15 protein-coding genes and 1 pseudogene are annotated in these 19,964 nt (G+C 74.9%); 9 read left to right on the top strand and 7 right to left on the bottom strand.

Going from position 1 to position 19,964, the window contains the following annotated elements; all coding sequences use genetic code 11:
- Positions 1 to 46 precede the first annotated feature (46 nt).
- Both LO771_RS21180 and LO771_RS21175 read right to left on the bottom strand, forming a co-directional pair.
- Positions 47 to 1,906, bottom strand: a complete 1,860-nt coding sequence (locus tag LO771_RS21180; protein ID WP_230654824.1) for a cell wall metabolism sensor histidine kinase WalK — start codon at positions 1,904 to 1,906, stop codon at positions 47 to 49.
- A gap of 7 nt (positions 1,907 to 1,913) precedes the next feature.
- Entirely contained in the window at positions 1,914 to 2,651 is a 738-nt protein-coding gene (locus LO771_RS21175; RefSeq protein ID WP_230654822.1) for a response regulator transcription factor, read from the bottom strand.
- 347 nt (positions 2,652 to 2,998) lie between these two features.
- On the opposite strand from LO771_RS21175, the gene LO771_RS21170 reads away from it, so the two are divergent.
- Complete coding sequence (locus tag LO771_RS21170) at positions 2,999 to 3,490, top strand: hypothetical protein (protein ID WP_230654820.1); 492 nt, start codon at positions 2,999 to 3,001, stop codon at positions 3,488 to 3,490.
- 568 nt (positions 3,491 to 4,058) lie between these two features.
- Here LO771_RS21170 and LO771_RS21165 read toward each other — a convergent pair.
- Positions 4,059 to 4,457, bottom strand: coding sequence for a hypothetical protein (locus tag LO771_RS21165; protein WP_230654818.1), 399 nt, complete (start codon positions 4,455 to 4,457; stop codon positions 4,059 to 4,061).
- 341 nt (positions 4,458 to 4,798) lie between these two features.
- Between LO771_RS21165 and LO771_RS31425 the strand changes: the two genes are divergently transcribed.
- Together LO771_RS31425 and LO771_RS31690 are read left to right on the top strand one after the other, a co-directional pair.
- The gene (locus LO771_RS31425) at positions 4,799 to 6,301 is read left to right on the top strand and encodes a restriction endonuclease (protein ID WP_230654815.1); all 1,503 of its coding nucleotides are present in this window, start codon (positions 4,799 to 4,801) and stop codon (positions 6,299 to 6,301) included.
- 195 nt (positions 6,302 to 6,496) lie between these two features.
- Positions 6,497 to 6,799, top strand: a pseudogene (locus LO771_RS31690) (DUF6531 domain-containing protein); the annotation flags it as partial.
- Positions 6,800 to 6,947: 148 nt separating this feature from the next.
- Here LO771_RS31690 and LO771_RS21155 read toward each other — a convergent pair.
- Both LO771_RS21155 and LO771_RS21150 read right to left on the bottom strand, forming a co-directional pair.
- On the bottom strand, positions 6,948 to 7,124 hold the full coding sequence (locus tag LO771_RS21155) for a hypothetical protein (protein ID WP_230654958.1): 177 nt from the start codon (positions 7,122 to 7,124) through the stop codon (positions 6,948 to 6,950).
- 293 nt (positions 7,125 to 7,417) lie between these two features.
- The gene (locus LO771_RS21150; RefSeq protein WP_230654813.1) at positions 7,418 to 8,359 is read right to left on the bottom strand and encodes a LysR family transcriptional regulator; all 942 of its coding nucleotides are present in this window, start codon (positions 8,357 to 8,359) and stop codon (positions 7,418 to 7,420) included.
- Between the two features lie 262 nt (positions 8,360 to 8,621).
- Here LO771_RS21150 and LO771_RS21145 point away from each other — a divergent pair, with 262 nt between their 5' ends.
- Both LO771_RS21145 and LO771_RS21140 read left to right on the top strand, forming a co-directional pair.
- On the top strand, positions 8,622 to 9,515 hold the full coding sequence (locus LO771_RS21145; protein WP_230654811.1) for a ketopantoate reductase family protein: 894 nt from the start codon (positions 8,622 to 8,624) through the stop codon (positions 9,513 to 9,515).
- 80 nt (positions 9,516 to 9,595) lie between these two features.
- Entirely contained in the window at positions 9,596 to 10,195 is a 600-nt protein-coding gene (locus LO771_RS21140) for a DUF6817 domain-containing protein (RefSeq protein ID WP_374228213.1), read from the top strand.
- A gap of 279 nt (positions 10,196 to 10,474) precedes the next feature.
- Here the strand turns inward: LO771_RS21140 and LO771_RS21135 are convergent, their stop codons facing one another.
- Positions 10,475 to 11,233, bottom strand: a complete 759-nt coding sequence (locus LO771_RS21135; RefSeq protein ID WP_230654809.1) for a MerR family transcriptional regulator — start codon at positions 11,231 to 11,233, stop codon at positions 10,475 to 10,477.
- A gap of 677 nt (positions 11,234 to 11,910) precedes the next feature.
- Here LO771_RS21135 and LO771_RS21130 point away from each other — a divergent pair.
- Positions 11,911 to 15,492 carry a DNA polymerase III subunit alpha gene (locus LO771_RS21130; protein ID WP_230654808.1) on the top strand — a complete coding sequence of 1,194 codons (3,582 nt, stop codon included), beginning with the start codon at positions 11,911 to 11,913 and terminating at the stop codon, positions 15,490 to 15,492.
- The gene (locus LO771_RS30815; protein WP_255744652.1) at positions 15,489 to 16,916 is read left to right on the top strand and encodes a helix-hairpin-helix domain-containing protein; all 1,428 of its coding nucleotides are present in this window, start codon (positions 15,489 to 15,491) and stop codon (positions 16,914 to 16,916) included. The genes LO771_RS21130 and LO771_RS30815 overlap by 4 nt, the downstream gene beginning before the upstream one ends.
- A gap of 190 nt (positions 16,917 to 17,106) precedes the next feature.
- Here LO771_RS30815 and LO771_RS21110 read toward each other — a convergent pair whose 3' ends face one another.
- Positions 17,107 to 17,673, bottom strand: coding sequence for an HD domain-containing protein (locus tag LO771_RS21110; protein ID WP_230654954.1), 567 nt, complete (start codon positions 17,671 to 17,673; stop codon positions 17,107 to 17,109).
- Positions 17,674 to 18,243: 570 nt separating this feature from the next.
- Between LO771_RS21110 and LO771_RS21105 the strand changes: the two genes are divergently transcribed.
- Together LO771_RS21105 and LO771_RS21100 are read left to right on the top strand one after the other, a co-directional pair.
- On the top strand, positions 18,244 to 18,447 hold the full coding sequence (locus tag LO771_RS21105) for a hypothetical protein (RefSeq protein WP_230654807.1): 204 nt from the start codon (positions 18,244 to 18,246) through the stop codon (positions 18,445 to 18,447).
- Between the two features lie 463 nt (positions 18,448 to 18,910).
- Entirely contained in the window at positions 18,911 to 19,507 is a 597-nt protein-coding gene (locus tag LO771_RS21100; protein WP_255744651.1) for a DUF2199 domain-containing protein, read from the top strand.
- Positions 19,508 to 19,964 lie beyond the last annotated feature (457 nt).

Raw genomic sequence — 19,964 nt, 5'->3', positions numbered from 1 at the left:
GGGCGCGGGGGACACGGCGGCCGGGTCCTGCCCGGCGGTTCACCCCTCACCCGCGCGCACGGCCGGACGGACCCCGTGAACCGGCGTCGTCCGGGTGGCGCGGCAGGCGGACCGTGAACGTCGATCCCTCACCCGGCACGCTGCTGACCGAGACCGTTCCCCCGTGGGCCTCGACCAGGCGGCGCACGATGGCCAGGCCGAGGCCGCTTCCGCCGCTCCGCCTGCTGCGCGACTTGTCCGCCCGCCAGAACCTGTCGAAGACGTGCGGCAGTTCGTCGGCGGCGATGCCGATTCCCGTGTCGGCCACATCGATCACGACGGCCTCGCGGTCGGCGCGGGCGGCAAGGGTGACCGCGCCTCCTCTCGGGGTGTACCGGATCGCGTTCGAGACGAGGTTGCCCACGATCTGCCGCAACCGGACGGGGTCGGCGTCGGCCAGGAGCGCGCCGCCGGGCACCGCCCCCAGCGTGAGGCCCGCCTCCTGTGCGGCGGCCCTGTTGGCCGACAGGACGCCCGAGAGCATCTCCGCCACCTCCACCGGTTCGAGCGCCAGGCGCAGCCCGCCGGCCTCCGCCGCCGAGAGGTCCCGCAGGTCGTCGATGACGTGCTGCAGGTGGCGTGCCTGCTCCAGCAACGATGCCACCAGGTCGGCGTCGGGGTCCGCGATGCCGTCCTCCACCGCCTCGAGCCAGCCACGGATGATGCTCACCGGGGTGCGCAGTTCGTGGGCGATGTCACTGGTCATGTCGCGGCGCAGGGACTCCAGCTGCTCGCGGCGCTGCGACATCGCGTTGAAGGCCGCCCCGAGCAGCGCGATCTCGTCGCGTCCGCGCACCTCGACCCGGGTCGAGAGGTCGCCGTGCTCCATCCGCGTCGCTGCTCCCGTCAGCACCCGCAGCGGCCTCACCAGGCGGACCCCGGCCAATGCCGTCACGGCCACGGTCACCACCAGGACCGACACGGCCCAGCCGCCGATGCGGAGCCTGTTCGACGGCGAGAGGTTGAAGAAGGTCGTCGCCGTACGCTCGGGGTTGCCGATGTACAGCAGCGCGGCAGGTGCCACGTACGGGGCCAACTGCTGGATCCGGCTCGAGGTCAGACACGAGGAGACCGCCGCGTCCGAGGGCAGGGGGCGGCCCCGCGCCTCCCACGCGCCGACGGCGGTCAGGTGCACGGTGCCCGTCCCACGCCGGGTCAGGCATCCGTTGACCAGCGCGTTCAGCGAAGCCAGGGCCTTCGCCCCCGACGGGGTGGGCGCGTCGAGCCCGGGGACCGCACAGCGCGGGGTGTCCACCTCCCTGCCGTCGGTGCCGGTCGCCACCACGTGCGGACGGCCGTCGAGGCCCGTCCGGATCTCGGCCTGCAGGCCGGGGATGTTCCGCAGGCACCCGGCCTGCCTGCCCGCAAGGACGGCCAGTCTGCGGCTCTCCTGCTCCGGCAGCCTGAACGGACCCAGGGCGCGTCGGTCGATCCGGTCCGTTCCCCCGGCGCTGTCCGTTCCCCGGGCGCTGTCCGTGCCCTCGACCGGTTCCGTGTTCGCGGCGAGGGGGTCGATGACGGCGGTCGCCCTCTGCGGCGGCCGGAAGGGGTGCGCCCGGTCGGGTGCGGAGTCCGCCACGGGACGGCCGCCCCTGCCCGTGAGGACGATGCGGTGCCCGGTCTGCCGCGCCAGGCCCTCGAGGACCGGCCGGACGCCGCTCCAGTCGGGATGGGTCGCCGCGTAGCCCGTGAGCGTGTCGTAGACCCGTGCGTCCTCGTCCAGCGCCTGACCGCGCTCCCTGCTGAGCACGACGGCTGTCGTCTGCACGACCACCCACGCGGTGGCGGCGATCGAGCAGACCGAGACGAGCGCCGACACCATCAGCAGGCGGGTCAGCAGGCTGTGGCGAGCACCGACGGCGGACATCCCCGGCCTACCCCTCGGTCCGGGTGCCGTCCGTGAGTTTGTAGCCCACCCCGTACACGGTGACCAGGGGCGTGTGGTGCGGCCCGTCCGGCTGGACGTCCCTGATCTTGCGGCGGAGGTTCATGACGTGCACGTCGATCGTCCTGGGGGTGATGAAGGGATCCGCGCCGTGCAGGCGTTCCAGGATCTGTGTCCGGGACAGCACCTGTCCGGGGCGCTCGGCCAGCATCTCCAGGAGGCGGAACTCGCCGGGCGTGCACCGGACCAGGGTGTTGTGGGCCCGCACCTCGTGGCGGGCCGGGTCGACCGTCAGGTGCCCGGCCCGCAGGAGGGTGCGGGACGCCTCCCCGGCCGGCTCGTCCCCCGCCCCCCGTTCCCGGCGCCGCAGGAGGGAGCGGACGCGCGCCATGAGCTCACGGGGGCTGAACGGCTTGGTCATGTAGTCGTCGGCGCCGAGGTCCAGGCCGAGGAGGAGGTCGTCCTCGGACGACCTGGCGGTCAGCATCAGCATCGGGACGTCCCTGAGGACGGGGTCCGCACGCACGATCCGGCAGACGTCGAGACCGTCCACATGCGGCATCATCACGTCGAGGACCAGCAGGTCGGGCCGTTGGCTGCGGAGGAGGCCGAGGGCGGAGCGGCCGTCCTCGGCCACACTCACCTCGTACCCCTCGTGCTCCATGTAGCGGCGGACCACGGCGGCCTGTTCCGTATTGTCCTCGGCTATCAGTACGTGCGGGCGCATGGAGGGGAGTCTATGAGGGCCCGGCGGGACGTCCGGATGTCCCCGCCCCGTCGACCGGCCCCCGTACCCGCCCGTCGGCCGGCCGGTGCCTGTCCACGGTCCGCACGCAGCCACACCGCCGGGCACCGGCCCCCCGCCGCCCTGATCCGCGACCGGCGCACCTTCACCGCCGAGCCACCCCGCCGCGACTTCCTGGCCTTCGGCGATCTTCGCGACGGCCCTGGGAGACTTGGACACGTCTGGGTTGTCGAGGAGACGGCCGGCTCCCTGCCGGACACCGGGAGGTTCCGGAAGCGCCCGGTCGACACCGCCTTGAGGATCCGGGCCTGCCTGCCGGGAGGACACGCATGGACATCGAGCTGGACCCGCCGAACGGCATCACGGGGTTCCCCCTGGGCATGCCCGCGGAGGCCGTCAAGGAGGCCGCCGCAGCGCTGGGGCGGGTCAAGGTGCAGGACGACGGATCCGCCAGCCGGTTCAGCTACATGAAGGTGACCGCCCTGCACCCGCAGTTCGAGATCGTGCTCCACCTCGAGGACGGCCGGACCCTGACCGCCGCCGAGGTGTGGAACCCCCGCCCCGGCCCCGGGGACGTCACGGTGCGCTTCCGCGGCGTCGACGTCTTCCGCACGCCCGCCCTCCGCCTGGTGGAGCAGCTGGAGGCGACGGGCCTGACCGTCCTGCACGGCGAGCCCGGCTACTGGACTGTCCCTGGGCTCTCCCTCGGCCTGGCCCGCGTCGCGGGTCACGAGGTCCCCCTGGACACCGACGGCCGGCCGCTGTACTTCCAGGCGGTCCTGACCGCTCCCGCCGACTACTACGACCACCTGACCGCGTAGGCAGCGTCCGGCGGATCACCGCGTCGCAGGCTCCAGGGCATGCACAGCACCCTGGCGGAGCACGCCCGGTGCCCCTACGGAGACCGGTAGGCGCCCACGCCGGAGTGCGACCTCGAGCACCGGGAGGACGGCTTCCTCAATGAGTCGACCTTCGCCGACGCCGGTTCGATCCCCGCGATGCTGCAGGAGCCCTGCCCGCATGCCGTCAGCAGCCTGCTGCCGGTCCGGGCCCGCAACCCGGCCTGTCGGCCGGTGCTCCCGCAGCGGCCGGACGAGTCGGCGCCGATGCGGGCGGCTGCCGGGAACCGGTGGCTGCACGGCCCGGACCGGGGGCACGTCGCAGCGGACCTGGCCGGACGGGCGGACACCCCGGAAGCGGGCTGATCACGTCAGCGGCCGGAGGCGGACCGAAGTCCCGGCCGCAGCCCCGTGGCCTGCGGCCGCCTTCCGTGATGGGGTGGATCGTGCAGGGCAGGCAGCCCCGGAAACGGCCGAGTCCTTCACTGGGGCTGCGTCCCCGCCACCCGGCCGCAGGGGCGTGCGGGAGCACCTGGCTGCACTTGTGCCCTCACAGCTGTCCACAGGGCCAGGATCCGGTCTCACCCCAGGCCCCGTCGAAGTCGTCATCCTCCTCCCGCCAGCTCATGAACTGCGGATGGTCACCGGGGAAGTTGTCCTGCCCGAACGGGCAGGCGATGTCGCGCCGGAAGAGCCCGAGCAGGAACTCCCCCATGCCGCAGTCGAACTCCAGCCACGGATCTGCGCCCCAGGCGTGCTGACGGCGGCTCACGACCGTCGTCCACCCCTCGGGGTCGACAGACCCGCAACGCCAGAAGGCATCGTCCGCGGTCGAGGTCGTGCCCCACCGCAGCAGTCCGCCCGTCGCCGTCTCCGCCGCCCGTGCGGCGGCGAACTCTCCGGCCCGCTCGGCCGCCAGGTCCAGTTGGTCGAGCAGGTCGCCGTACACCGACCCGGCCACCGGGGGGTGGACACCGAGAGGAAGTCGTCGATCACGCCCCCGCCGTAGCACGCCACGAAGTCGCGGTAGTCCCGCGGCAGGACCAGGCCGTCCTTCGTCCGCACCGCCTCCCAGTCGACCACGTCCCCGCCCTGCGGCGGCGCCGTCATCCGTACCCTCAGTTCCTCGACCGACCTGTCCACTCGATCTCCTGCCTTCAGGTGGTACGGCGCTGCGTGCGTGCGGCGGACCATGCGGAAGCTTTTGTCTGCTTGCCCGACTCCGTTCGAGGGTAGGACTGTTCGGCAGGCTTGCTGGTGCCGGGGGATTGAGCGCTTCGGGGGTGGGGTGTGGCGCAGCGCAGGTCGGTCGCTCAGGCGTTGGCGGAGGCGCTCAGGTTGCGGCAGGAGGCCAGGCTCACCGAGGCCAGGCGGGCTGCCGGGCAGCCGCAGCCGCGGGCGACCACCCCGCAGGCCCGGCCGAAGCGCCCGAGGGACCCCGAGGCGGAGCGGGCTCGGCTCGCGGAGCAGGGAGCGAAACTCCTGAAGCGGCAGGAGGCCGAGCGGGCGAAGGAGGCCGCCCGGATCGAGGCGGAGCTGGCCAAACGCCAGGAGCAGCGCCGACGGGACGCCGAGCGCAGAGAACGCGATCGGGTACGGACCCGCAAGGAACAGGAGAAGGCGGAGCGGCAAGCGCGCCTGGCCGCGTTGAAGCTGCGGGCTGAGGACCGCACAGCGGACACCGCGCGTCGGCTGGCCGAACTGCACGATGTCCTTCGGCTGCGCCCACAGGGCCTCGAGTCCTGGCATCCGGTCGTAGAGCGTGCCCTGGCCGGCCGGGGGCCGCAGGGCTTGGCGGCGGAGGTGGAGGATCTGCAGCGTCGCTCACCGGTGCCGCAGGGGTGCCGGGGGTCGGTGGAGGCCGGCTACGCCCCCGAAGCGCGGCAGGTGGCCCTCAATCTCGACCTGCCGGCCCTGCAGGTGGTGCCCGCGGTGGCGGGATACCGGTTTGTGGCGGCGCGCGCGGAGGTGGTGCCGCAGCCGCGCAAGCAGGCCGAACTCCACGACCTGTACCGCACGCTGGTGGCCCGCCTGGCGCTGCGGGCGCTGGACGAGGTGTTCGCGGCGACACCGGCCGCGCTGGTGGACTCCATCGCCCTGAACGCATTCGTGCCGGCCGTCGACCCGTCGACCGGCCGGGCGGTGCGCCCGTGTGTGGTCAGTGTGGTGGCTTCGCGGGCCGAGATGGAGGCGCTGGTGCTGGACGAGCCGGCGCTGGACGCGCAGCGCTGCCTGAAGGCGATCGGCGCGGTGGTCTCCGACCATCCGCACGACCTGGAGGCGGTGGCGCCGGTGGTAGAGGTCGACCTGTCCCGCTACCGCATCACCGCCGACGCCGCGGCCGTGACCGGTCTGGACAGCCGCCCGGACCTGCTGCAGATGGACCCGTTCGCGTTCGAGCGCCTGGTGCGGCAACTCTTCGAGGCCATGGGCTACGAGACCTGGCGCACCCAGGGGTCACGGGACGACGGGATCGACGCTGTGGCCGTCAAGAGCGACTCCCTGGTCGCCACGGTCTTCGCCATCCAGGCCAAACGCACAAAGAACATCGTTGAGGTGGAGAAGGTCCGAGCGTTGGCGGGGACGATGCACGACGTCAACGCCAGCCACGGCGTGCTGGTCACCACCTCCTGGTACGGCAAGGCCAGCCGCGAGTTCGCCCACCGCAACGGCCGCATCCACCTCATCGAGGGCCGCGAGCTCAAGGCACTGCTCCAGCAGCACCTGGGCATCGACGCCCTGATCGGTCTGCCCAAGGTCCCGCCCGGCTGGATCCCCGGCGACCTCACCTGAACCGCCGGCCGGCAGGCGGCACGGGTACCCAGGCATCCACCGCGCCCCTGGGCAGCGGACACAGTCCACCCGCCTGAGGGCGGCCGCCGCAACGGAGGTCCCGGCAGGAGCCGGAGCGGGGGATGCCCGCAGGAGCGGAACCGGCGCGAGGCGGGCGGTCCGGAATGCCCCGTCTGCGCAGGCGGTGAGCCGGTCGGCACGGCGACCGGCCGCATGTTCATGAACCTGGTGGACGTGCCTCTGGCCGGAGCCCTCCCGCTGGAGTTCACCCGTTCCTTCGCATCGGGCTGCCAGGCCGGACGGTGGATGGGCCCACGCTGGGTGTGCACCTTCCGCGAACGTCTGCGGATCGATGCCGAGGGGCGTGGTCCATGCGTGGGCCGACCGCACTGCCCAGGCCCCTCCCCACCTCGAGCCCGGAGACCTCGTCCAGTCACCCGAAGGCGGCGCACGGCGCGACCTCGACATCCACGGGACGGGCCGCTACACCCCCACTGACCCCTTCGGTGGAGGCCGTCCGAGAGTTCACCGCACCGACGCAGCCGAGGTCGCGCACCTCTCCTGGTTCCGGTCGGCCAGGTGCCCGATCAACCGGTCGTCCAGCAGGTCCGCCGCCGACTCGGCCGGCCGGGCTTCTCCAACCGCCTCAGCAGAGGCAGTGAGCCGTTTCCAACTTGGCTGAGCGGCTGGCAAGTCGGTGGGGGCCGGCATCCGAGAAGAGGTGAAGCGCGATGGTGCGGTCCTCCTCGGCGACCGTGCACACGCAGCCGGACAACGCGGGCGCCGGGTCGTTCTGCGCCGACAGGTCTCCCGGATCGCTCACCGCCTGCACGGGCACGCCGTCCAGGCCGTCGAGGAGGTACCGCAGGCCCTGCCTCAGGTGCTCCCCGGCGCGCGCCCTCGGGCGGGCGGTGTCCGGCGAGCAGGCACAGGTGGTCCCGCTCGTCCTCGGTCAGCCGCGGCGCGCCCGTCAGGGCGGCGAGCAGGGCCAAGAAGGCCGACGCCCGGCAGACCCGGCGGACCGACCGCGGCCTCTAGGGGGACGGCTCCTCCCCGGATGGGACCGACACGCACCCGCCGACGCCTCCGCCGGCGGTGAACGCGGCGAGCGGCTGATCACCGCCCCGGGGCAGGACGCGTCCCTCGGCCCGCCTCCCCTCCGAGGACGGCCTGCTTGCCGCAGTGGTGTGCGACGGTCTCGGCGAAGGCGCGGGCCAGGGGGGACAGGGCGTCCCAGCGGCGGACCGCCCAGCCGGCGGTGAGTGCGGGGAGTGCGGGGATGGGGATCAGGCGCAGGTCCGGGTGTGCGGGGCCGCTCCAGGCGGGCAAGGTCGGGACGACGGCGTGGCCGAGTCCGAGTTCGGCGAGGAGGACCGCGGTGTCCCAGTCGGCGACGCTGGTGTCGAACACCGGGCGGACCCCGGACTCCGTGAGCCAGGCGCCGAGCCGCAGGCGGGAGGTGGAGTTCTCCGGGAGTCCGATGAGCCGGGCGTCCTGCAGGTCGGCCGGTTCGATGGAGGCCTTGGCGGCCAGGGGGTCGGTGGCCGGGACGGCGAGTGCCCAAGGGAGTTCGACGACGGGGTGCTGCTCGACCGCGTGGGTTGCGGGCCCGGTGACGATCCAGGCGAGGTCGACGCCGCCGCTGGTGAGTGCGTCGAAGCAGTTGCGGCTGGAGGTCTCGGTCCGGAAGTCGAGGCTCGCGCGGGGGAATCGCCGGCGGAAGTCGACGGCGGCGGCGGACATGAAGTGGCGGACGGTGGTGGCCCCGGTGGCGACCCGTACCGATCCGCCTTCCGCATGTGCGAGTTCCTCCAGTCGGCGCAGTGCGTGGTCGATGCACCCCAGGCCCTCGGTGACCGCCGCGTGGAGCAGGCGTCCGGCGGCGGTGGGCGCCACTCCCCGGGTGTGGCGTTCGACCAGGCTCAGGCCGAGTTCCCGTTCGAGCCGCTTCACGTGCTGGCTGACGGCGGACTGGGTGCAGGACAGGTCGCGGGCGGCGGCGCTGAGGGAGCCGGTCCGGCAGACCGCGGTGAAGACGCGGAGGTCGTCGAGGGTCACGGCGCCCCAAGGTATCGCTTGGGTACGGGCCAGTGAATCCGTGGATTGACCTGGGTCTCCGGGAGGGCTGATCATCGCTGCAGGGCCCAGGGCGGCAACCCGTCCGCTGCTCCCACCCCGGATCCGGACGGGGTGGAGCAGCGGACGGGTGCCGACCCGCAGCACGCCGAGAGGGGGACACGGCCGCCCGTCCGGCCTGTTCCCACCGCCCGGCCTTCGGCCCACCACACCGACCGCTCTCCCGGGGACGACAGGAGCATGCGTGCACACGACCAAGCTGACGGTGGCCATCCTCGGACCGGGCGGTGTCGGCGGCCTGATCGGCGCGCTGCTGGCCCGCGACGGACACCGCGTCATCTGCGTGGCCCGCGAGGAGACCGCAGCCGTGCTGCGCCGGGACGGCCTGCGCGTCGAGAGCGCCCGGTACGGGGACTTCACCGCGAGAGTGGAGGCCGCTACCCGGCTGCACGAGCCGGTGGACGCCGTCCTCGTGGCGGTCAAGCAGACCGCCCTGGAGGAGGCGCTCGACCGTGTCCCGGCCCGTGTCCTCGGCGACGCGATCGTGGTCCCGCTGCTCAACGGCGTCGAGCACGTGGCCGCACTGCGCGAGCGCTACCCGTCCGCCACCGTCGTTGCCGGCACGATCAGGGTCGAGGCCACCCGCACCGCGCCGGGGCGCGTCGTCCACGGAAGCCCCTTCGCCGACCTCGAACTGGCCGCACCGGTCGAGCAGTTCGCGGATCGGCTCCGGCACGCAGGCCTCGGCGTGACCCTGCGGACGGACGAGACCGCCATGCTCTGGGACAAGCTCGCCTTCCTCGCCCCGTTCGCCCTGCTGACCACCCGTCACCAGGCCCCCCTCGGAGCGGTCCGCAGCGAGCGGCGCCCTGAGCTGCTCGCCGTGCTCGACGAGGTCACCGCCGTGGCACAGGCCGCCGGCGCACCCGTGACGGCCGAGACCGTGCTCTCCTTCCTCGACCGCGCCCCCCACGCGATGAGGTCATCGATGCAGCGCGACGCCGCGGCCGGACGGCCGCTCGAACTCGATGCCATCGGCGGGGCGGTCCTCCGCGCCGGTGCCGCCCACGGGGTCGACACACCGGCCACGGCTCGGCTGGTGGCAGAGGCGGCCCGCCCGGCGAACCGGGAGGTCTGATGCGGCGGCCCGTCCCATCCGGGGGAAGCCCGCGGGGGAGCGGCTCCGACCGGGCGGCGTGGCCCGCCGTCGAGGAGTTCCTGCGCACCCGGGGTGCCGCCGGGATGCCCCACCCCGGAGGAACGCTCCTGGAGCACCTGGTCCGCGTCGCGCACCTCCTGGGCGAGTGGGGTGCCGGTCCGGACCTGCAGGCCGCGGGGATGTGCCATGCGGCGTACGGCACCGACGGGTTCGACCAAGCCCTGGTGGACGTCACCGGGCGCGCAGCCCTGGCCGAGCTGATCGGTGAACGGGCGGAGGCCCTGGTCCACCTCTACGCCAGTTGCGACCGCGGCGTCGTGCATCCGCGCTTGGGAGGCGGGCAGCCGGTGGTCTTCCGCGACCGCTTCACCGGCCGGGAGCACACCCCGCCGGAGCCGGACGTCCGCGCCTTCCTCGAGATCACCGCCGCCAACGAACTCGACGTGCTGGCGCACGACGCCGACCTCGCCGACCGCTACGGCCCGGCCCTGCACGGGCTGTTCACCCGCTCGCGCGACCTGCTCTCCGCAGCGGCGCGGGATGCCTGTGCGCAGCGGCTCGGCCGGTACGCCTTCGACACGGGGCCGGGGATCCGGGAGAGGAGGTCCAGCGGGGATGTCCGACGAGGTCCGGCGACGAGTCCGCGCGGGATGCGGTGACGCCGGTCCGGTCCTGCGGTGGCACGGCGACGGCCCCTCGCCTGCGGCGTCGGCTGCTGGAGGAACCCCGGACGCCGCCGGCAGGAGCCTCTGCCGCACCGGCCGTCAGCTGCCGCCTGGCCATTCCGGACGGCCTGCACGCGTTCCGGGCCGCGTGCGATGTCCGGGAGAACGGGCAGCACCTCGCCCGGCGCCTGCGCCTGCGGGGGCGGGCGGGGTGAGCCTGTTGCTGCGGCGGAGGCCGCTGCTGTGGGCAGGCTCCCGTGGGCCCGGTCCCAGTCAGCTCAGCCGTGTGTCGGCGTAGGCCTCGATGGCGTCCCGCTGGTACGCGGCCAGACCAGGTGCGATCGCCTCGTACGCGGCGCGCCAGGCGTCGTTGTCCACGCATGAGCGTCCCATGGCGCGGTACTCCTCGGTGGAGACGGCTCGCAGTGCGGTCAGGGCCCGGTACCGGGCATCGGTCTCGGCCTGCACGGGCTCCGCGTCGGCCGGGTGGCCGGCGGCCATCAGCTCGGCCAGCCGGATCATCTGCGCCGTGCGCTCGCGCTGTCCGGCCTCGACCTCCTGCGGAGTCATCGCGGCGACCCTGCGGGCCACCTCCTCGGCGTGCTCGGGAAAGTCGCGCAGGCTCTCCTGGTACTGGGAGGGCACCACGCCCTCGAACAGGTTCTCCGGTCGGTTGACGGTCATGGGTGTGCCATCCTTCCTGGACTGCTCCAGTTCGGCGATCGTGCGGGAGACGGTGCCGGCCAGGGCGTCGAGCCGGTCGCGTTCGGCGAGCAGCCGCCGGTGGTGGCGGCGCAGGGCCTCCACCTCGTCGACCTGCTCGGCCAGGACCCGTCCGATCTCGGGCAACCCCAGGCCCAGCGCCCGCAGGACGAGGATCTGCTGCAGCCGCAGCAGCTGGCACTCCCCGTAGTAGCGGTGGCCGTTGGCCCCGATCCGGACGGGCGGCAGCAGGCCGATCTCGCCGTAGTGCCGCAGGGTCCGGGCGGTCACGCCCGACATCCGGGCGACCTCCGCGATCGGCCACTCCATTTCCGCCTCCTCACACGTGTGCCGCCGGGCCGGTCTCTCCGGTCCTGTCCAAGACGGTAGAAGCTGCCGCAACGACAACGTCAACCCCGGAACGCGGGCCCACACGACTCGGGGCTTCGCGGCCGTACGGACGGCGCCCGCGGCGGCCACCAGAACCGCGCGGAGGACGGCTGATGCCCTCACGGGTGAGGCCGCCCCGTTCGTGCCCGTCGGCCGAGGGCAGGCACCGTGCAGACTCCGGCCCTCTCCTCCAAATTTTTTCGCAAGGGCACGGACCGCCCTGGCGTGCTGCGCACATGACCTGTGGAAACGAGTCCCACCCCGCCCGGTGAGCGCCCAGGAGGAGCGCGACGCGCCCCCCTCCCGCCCGCACCCGCCCTGTACGACCATGCGCGGCAGCTGCTGCGCGGATCCCCCGACGGGCTCCCGCCCCGGCGCGGCTACCCCCTCCCCGAGCAGTCCGACACGGACGGTGCCCCGCTGCCGGGGGAGTGCTCCGACCGGCGCAAGGGTGCCGTTCCGGTGTGTCGCGCCAACTCCCTCCCAGGTCAGGCGCGTTGGAGTCCCCGGTGGAGAGCGGCGGAGTATACGAGCTGGCACTGACAATCCTCGGATGCTTCAATCGAACACATATCCGATTCAGGGATGTGTGAGGCCGATGAGGCGGGAGGTGTGCGGTGCCGGGGCGCTTCGGACAGCTGCAGGTGGCGTCGGGATTCTCCCTGCGCCACGGCGCCGACCTGCCCGGACGCCTCGCCCGCCGGGCGGCCGAGCGCGGCCTGGAGGCGCTGGCGCTGACCGACCGCGACACCCTGGCCGGAGCGGTGAAGCATGCGAAGGCGTGCGCCGAGGCCGGGGTGCGGCCGCTGTTCGGCGTCGACCTCGCCCTCGCCCCGGACACCCCGGACGGCATGCCGGCCGCCGTTCCCGGGCGGCGGCGCTCGCCCGCGCGGGGCGGCGCCTTCACCGATCCCGGACACCCCCGGGCGGTGCTGCTGGCCGAGGACGCCCGCGGCTGGGCGGCGCTGTGTGCGCTGGTCACCGCCGCCCACGCGCGCCCCGCCCCCGGCCGTCCCGCCGGCGCCACCCCGTCCGGCACCCCGGGCCGCACGCCCGCCCCGGCGCTGCCCTTCGGCGAACTGGCCGCCCGGGCGGCCGGGGGCGGGGTGCTGGTGCTGCTCGGACCGGACTCCGACGTCGGCCGGGCCGTCGCCGCCGGGCGCCCCGACCGGGCCCGGGCACTGCTGCGCCGCTGGACGTCCGCGCTCGGCCCCGAGGCGGTGCGCCTGGCCGTGGTGTGCCACTTCGTGCCCGGCCAGGGCGCGGGCTCGGTGGCGGCCGCCGGCCGGACGCTGCGGCTCGCGGACGCCTGCGCCGTCGCGCCGGTCCTCACCAACGCCGTCCGGGCGGCGGACCCGGGACGGGGCCGCGTGCTGGCGGTCCTGGACGCCGCCCGTCGCCTGGTGCCCGCCGAGCCCGCCGACCGCACGCCCGGTCTGGGGGAGGGGTGGCTGAAGGGGCCGGCGGAGATGGCCCGGGTCGCCGAGGCCGTCACGGCGATGGCCGCCCTGCCCGCCTGGACACCGGAGCGGCTGCTGGCCGCCACCGCCGCCACCGCCGACCGGTGCGTCCTCACCCCCGACCGTCTGGGCCTGGGGCGGATCCACTTCCCCGAGGAGCACCTGGTCGCCCCCGCCGGACGGCCCGCCGCCGCGGTGCTGCGCGAGCGCTGCGAGGCCGGCCTGTCCCGCCGCGGCCTGCACCGCCGCGCCGACGCCCGCCGGCGGCTGGAGACGGAGCTCGCCGTGGTGGACCGCCTCGGCCTCCCCTCGTACTTCCTCACCGTCGCGGAGGTCGCCGACCTGACCCGGCGGGCCGGGATCCGGGTGGCGGCCCGCGGCTCGGGTGCCGGCTCCCTGGTCACCTACCTGCTGGGCATCTCCCAGGTGGACCCCCTGGAGCACGGCCTGCTGATGGAGCGGTTCCTCTCCGAGCGCCGCCGCGCGCTGCCGGACATCGACCTGGACGTGGAGTCCCACCGCCGCCTGGAGGTCTACCGGCTCATCCGGGACCGCTTCGGCACGCAGCGCACCTGCGCGGTGGCGACGGCCGAGACCTGGCGGGTGCGCCACGCGGTCCGCGACGTCGCCGCCGCCCTCGGCCTGGACCCGGACGAGGCCGACACCCTGGCCAAGGCGTTCCCGCACATCCGCGCCCGCGACGCCCGCGCCGCCCTCGCGGAGCTCCCCGAACTGCGCGGCCCGGCCGCCCGCACCGCCCACTGGGAGGGGTTCTGGGAGCTGGTGGAGGCGCTGGACGGCCTGTCCCGCGGGACCGCCATGCACCCGTGCGGCGTGGTCCTGTCCGACGCCTCCCTCACCCGCCGCACCCCGCTGCTGCCCACCGCCGTCGACGGCATGGCGATGACGGTCTTCGACAAGGACGACGTGGAGGACCTCGGCCTCCTCAAGCTCGACGTGCTGGGCGTGCGGATGCAGTCCGCGATGGCGCACGCCCTCGCCGAGATCGCCCGCACCGAGGGCCGCACGATCGACCTCGACGACCCGGCGCACGTGCCGCCCGGCGACCCCGCCACCTACCGCATGATCCGGCGCGGCGACACCCTCGGCTGCTTCCAGATCGAGTCCCCCGGCCAGCGGGACCTGGTGGCCCGCATCGCCCCCGCCTGCCTGGCCGACCTCATCGTCGACATCTCCCTCTTCCGCCCCGGGCCGGTGCAGAGCGACATGATCACCCCCTACCTCGACACCCGGCACGGCCGGCGCCGCCCGGCCTTCCCGCACCCCGACCTGGCGCCGGTCCTGGCCGGGACCGGCGGCGTGGTGGTCTTCCACGAGCAGGTCATCCGCATGGTCGCCCTCCTCACCGGCACCGACCACGCGCTCGGCGACGAGGCACGCCGCGCCCTGGGCACCCCTGCCGGACGCGACCGCGTCCACGCCTGGTTCACCGCCGCCGCCCGCGCCCGCGGCTACACCCCCGACGTCGTCGACCGCATCTGGGGCATCGTGGCCGCGTTCGGGAACTTCGGGTTCTGCAAGGCCCACGCCGCCGCCTTCGCGGTCCCCACCTACCAGTCCGCCTGGCTCAAGACCCACCACCCGGCCGCCTTCTACGCCGGCCTGCTCACCCACGACCCCGGCATGTACCCCAAGCGGCTCATCCTCGGCGACGCCCGCCGCCACGGCGTCCCCGTCCTGCCGCCGGACGTCAACGCCTCCGACGCCCCCTACCGCGCCGAGCCGCTCCCCGACGGCCGCACCGCCCTGCGGATCGGCCTGCAGGACCTCGCCGGCATCACCGCCGCCGAACTCGCCCGCATCCCCGCCGCCCGCCCCTACGCCTCCCTCACCGACTGGTGGCACCGCGCCCGCCCCACCCGCCCGACCGCCGACCGCCTCGCCCTGGTCGGCGCCCTCGACACCCTGGCCGGCGTCCGCCCCGGCGGCCCGACCCGCCGCGACGTCCTGCTGCACATCGCCGACCTCCACCACGGCGCCCGCCCGGCACGGCAGGACCGGCGCCGGGCCGGACGCCCCCCGCAGCCCGCCGACCCCGCCGTGCAGCTGCCGCTCGCCCTCGAGGACGGCCACCCCGCCGCCCCGGCCGCCCCCGCCGGGCTCCCGGAGACGACACCGGCCGAGCGCCTCCGCGCCGAACTGGAGCTCCTCGGCCTCGACCTGACCCGGCACGTCCTCGCCGACCACCACCGCCTGCTGGCCGCCCTCGGCGTCCTCACCGCCGCCGACCTGCGCCGCACCCCCGACCGGACCGACGTCCTGGTCGCCGGCGCCAAGGTCGCCGTCCAGTCCCCGCACATCCGCTCCGGGCGCCGGATCCTCTTCGCCAGCCTCGACGACCACACCGGCGTCGTCGACACCGTCTTCTTCGACACCACCCACGCCCAGGCCGCCCACACCCTCGCCCACGCCGGACTGCTCCTCGTGGCCGGCCGCACCCGCCGCACCGGCCCCCACAGCGTCTCCGTCACCGCCACCGCCGCCTTCGACCTCGCCCGCCTCGCCGCCCTCCACGACGAGCACGGCCTGCAGGCCGTCCGCGACCACCTCGACACCGGCCGCCGCTGCCGGCCCCACCCCGCCGCCGGCGCCGGCCGCGTCCTGGTGCACCCCACCGGCGCCCTCCAGCACCCCTGGGCCGACCTGCGCGGCCCGGGGCCCCACCCCACCGCCCTGCCGCGCCGCCTGTGGCACGCCTCACCCGGGAGCGCCGGATGACCCAGCCCCACCGCAGCACCCGCCCCGCCGATGCCGTCACCGCCCCCCGGCGCGGCGGCGGCACCGACACCGGCGGCACCGACAGCGGCGACACCGACACCGGCGGCCCCGACACCGGCGGCCCCGGATCCGGCACCGCATCCGGTGCCGGCACCGGTCCCGGCAGCCGCCCCGGCCCCGCGGCCGCGGTCCCCGCCCCGGCCGCCCCCGCCGCGTCCGCCGCGCCCCCGGCGGCGGACACGGGCGCGCACATCGTGCACGTGCGCCTGGAGGACCTGCCCGCCGCGGTCGAGAAGCGCGACCGCCCCGACCTCGCCGACCGGCCCGTCGCCGTCCTGGACGGCGGCCCGCGCGGCACCGTCCTCTCCGCCTGCCCCGCCGCCCGCGCCGCCGGCGTGCGCCCGGGCATGGGCGCCGCCCGCGTCCGCCGCCTCCTGCCCGACGCAGCCCTGCTGCCGGCCCGGCCCGAGCGCTACGCCGCGGCGGCCACCGCCGTCACCGACGTCCTGCACACCACCACCCCGCTGGTCGAACTCCTCCCCGGCGACCGGGCCGTCCTCGACCTCACCGGCGCCCTCCCGTACTTCGGCCGTACCCCCGCCGCCCTCGCCCGCCGCATCCAGGACCGCATCCACGCCGAGCACCGGCTCCCCTCCGCGCTCGGCGCCGCCCCCAACCGCCTCCTCGCCCGCCTCGCCGCCGACACCGCCCCGCCCGGCACCCTGCGTGTCCTGCCCGACGACCCCGCCGCCCTCACCGCCTTCCTCGACCCCCTCCCCGCCTCCGCCCTCCCGGGGGTCGGACCCGCCACCGCGGCCGCCCTCGCCCGCTACGGCCTGCACACCCTCGCCGACCTCCGCCGCACCCCCGCCGCCACCCTGCGCCGCGCCCTCGGCCCCGCCACCGGACAGCGCCTGGCCGAGCAGGCCCGCGGCCACGACCCGCGCCCCGTCCTGCGCGACACCCCCGCCCGCTGGCTCGGCGACGCCCACGCCTTCCCCGCCGACACCCTCGACCCGGGCGCCGTCCGCACCGCCCTGCTCGACCTCGCCCACCGCATCGCCCCGCGCCTGCGCGCCGACCGCCTCCTCGCCTCGGCCGCCACCCTCACCGTCCGCCTCGCCGACGGCGCCGCCCTCACCCGCACCCGCGCCCTGCCCCGCCCCACCGACCTCGCCGCCGACCTCGCCGACGCCGCCCACCGCATCCAGGACGCCCTCGCCCTCCAGCGCGCCCGCGTCCGCCACCTCCACCTGCGCGCCGAGCACCTCACCGAAGCGGCCCGCACGCCCTTCCAGCTCACCCTCGACCACGAGGACGACGACCGCCGCCGCCGCGCCGAGACCACCGCCGACCGGGCCGCCGCCCGCTACGGCCCCGGCACCCTCCGCCCCGCCAGCCTGCTGCCCCGCCGGGGAGGCTGAGCCGAACCGAGAGGGCACTGTGCCGCCCGCCCGCCGCCAGGACAGCAGCCGCTGACGGTGTGCCTCCACCGCCTTCACCGGACCGGGTTCGCGGGCCGCGGCGAGATCCGGAAGCCGTCGTTTCGGCGGGACGCCCGATCTGCGGCCGGGGTGGCGGAGCTCGTCGTCCCCGTGTGCCGGCGGGCTTCTCTCAGCCGTGGATCGGGAAGGACGCCTGGAACGCCAGGCGCTCGTCGGCCTCGTCGCCGATGCGGGAGAGGACTTCGTCGAGCGCGATGAACTCCTCCCACGCCGCCCGGCCGGCTGCTTCGGCCAGCCGGGTCACGACGCGATCCTCCAGGTCGGGGACGCGCCTGTTCTTCCAGACCTTGTCGGCGAGGCTGACCAGGAGGTCCTCCAGGCCGGCACCCGGCTCCGCCCACGACGCGTGTGTCGCCGCGAAGCGGGCGAACTCCGGGCTGACGCCGCAGCGGAGCAGAAGAGTCCGCCCCGCCTCCTCGTGCGCCGCGCCGGGCCCGGAGAGCTCGGACACGTGCACCGTCTTCCCGATGTCGTGCGTCGCGGCCCCGAAGAGCACCGCCTCGCGGTCGAGGGCGAGGGCGGGACAGTGCTGCCCGACCCACTCGACCAGCTGGTGTGCGACATCGTGGACGGCCCGCAGGTGGGCCGCCAGCCGCGGCGGGCACTCCAGCCGGGACAGGAGCTCCGCGACGCGATCCGGCAGCGGGCGCAGGGGCACACCGACGATGCCGCTCATGGCCCTCGACAAGGCGGTGCCGGTCGTCACCGCGTCAGGGTACTGACGGGCCCCTGACCGCGACCAGTGCGGCCGCCACACCTGCGCCGAGTCCACGACCAGTGACCACGGACCGGTGGAAGCGGCCCACCCGCAGGCGGGCGCCGCTTTCGCCCAGGCCCAGGACACGGGCATCCACCACGTGGCCGTCCGCGAGCCGGAGACCGCCGGCTTCGCGACGGCAACGGCGCCTGGTGCCGGATGGAGGTGGACAGGGCATCTACCGTGCGCGTCGGCTGGGACCAGGACCTCCACGTGGGCAGCAGCCGGCCCTGCGAGTCGACGCCGGCCCGCACCCGCTCACTCGGACTGTTCCCGGAACGCCGGGACGCGTCGCCGTACGCTTTCGCCCCCGACGACCCCCTGCACGTGCAGCTCCCGGCTGACGCCGACCTCCGGGCCCGCCTGCACTGGACGGTCAGATCCTGCCGGGCCGTGTTCCTGGAGGATGCCTACGCGGGAATGGGATGCCGCCCGACGGGAGATCGCAGCCCACTGACCTCGAGGTCGGGTCGCCACCCTGTCGATCTCATGGAGCAACTGCCCGAGAGCGTCGACCGCGACATCGTGAACCACCGGATCGTCTTCGCCGGCAAGGCGATCCGTGAGGCATGCACCCGAACCCTCCACGAGGCGCTGGACGTCTTCGTCGAACGCTGTGAAGAGCTCCGCCGGGATCGCCCGGACGACTTCACGCTGTCACGTGGGAAGTACGGCCGGGACTTCCCCTCCTGACCCCGGGGAAGAGCGCAGGCAGCCATGACGACAGGTCGTCAGATCGACTGCGGAGAGCTGTCTGCCACGTCACGGCAGGTTCGGGAGTGCAGGGCCGAGGGCGACGGGGCGCATGAGCGCCAAGGTCGCCCACCTCCTCCGTACCGCCGGGCTCGGGCCTGCCGAGCAGGCCGCCCTAGACAACGGGGCGACCGTGCGGCGCAGCACTGCCGCACACCATGCGCGGCGGCGCTGAGCCCGCCGTGCACCGCAGGCTCCTCGCCCGCTGCCGGCAGCTCGACAATGCATTGGGCACCCCGGCGGTTCCGGCGCGGCGCAAGGACCACCACGCGTACGGGAACCGCATCAGCACCCTCGCCGCAGCCGACCAGGATCGTTCTCGCCGACAACCGCTGCACCCATGTTCGCCGACGTCCTATATGCGCTGGCTCTGCGGCCGTGAGGCGTGCTTCACTGCCGGGCTATGGCGATATGGCGACGTGGACCCAAGGCGATCGGCACGGAGAACCTCCCGCGTGTCCCCCCGTGCTCCTGCTGCGGCAACCCCCTGGACGCCTCCGACCCCCGTTTCAACCTTCCGTTGCCGCAGCCCGTCGCAGACCTGGACGACGCCGAGTACGAGCGGCACGTCATGGTGGCCAACGACGCGATCGTCGTGACCGACAACCTGGGGGGCTTCGCCCGGGCCCTGCTGCCGATCGGCCTCGACGACGGGCGGACGACGACCATCGGGGTGTGGGTCTCGGTCGCGCACGACGTCTTCGCCCACATCGTCAGGGTCGGGCGCGGCGAGCTCGACTTCGACCGGATGCAGTTCGACGGGCGGCTCGCCAACGGGCTCGACCCGTGGGGCGACGAGGTGCTCGGCGTGCCTGTCTCCGCCGGCGTCGACGTCCCCACCAACGGGCGCCGCTCCACACCTCACATCAAGGCCAGCCCCGATGCCCTCCTGACGCGCATCCTGACCCGGCGCTGGCCCGCGGCGGACATCCTGACAGGAGCGCGGGCGTGGGCGCTCGACCACGACCCCCACGCCCCCCGTGTCCCTCATCGCCACTGAGCCGTCCCCGGTCCTCCCGGCGGCCGGCGTGGAGCGGCATCGGGATCGGGCGGCAAAGGAAGCCCCTGGTCCAGGGGTTGCCGACCGGCACCGCCGCCGACGGCGCCGAGAGGACCGGCTCAGCGCGGCAGACGTCGGAGTCACCTACGGCGCGATCGCGGACGCAGCGTACGTGTGCTTCACCGAACCGCAGGCCTGCGCGGGGTCCGCGCGCACGCACCCGTGCGATCCGGTGGACGTCGACGGCACGGTCAACCTCGACGTCGACCAGGAGGGGTGCCTCATCGGCATCGGGGTGCCGGCGGCCGGCTGTCGCGCAGACCTGCTGGCAACGTCGCGCCGACTTCGTGCGCGCAGGGCCGGGTGCACCAGCGCCGGACTGATGGAGGCGTTCCCCGTGAGTCACCCCGCCGTCGACCGCGTGCTGCGGCGGGCCGCCACCGCTACGCCCGGGGCT

Origin of the sequence: Streptacidiphilus sp. ASG 303 (assembly GCF_020991365.1) — a bacterium.
Classification (GTDB): domain Bacteria; phylum Actinomycetota; class Actinomycetes; order Streptomycetales; family Streptomycetaceae; genus Peterkaempfera.
The sequence above is the reverse complement of the archived record's forward strand: the minus strand, read 5'-3'. Positions and strand labels throughout refer to the sequence as shown.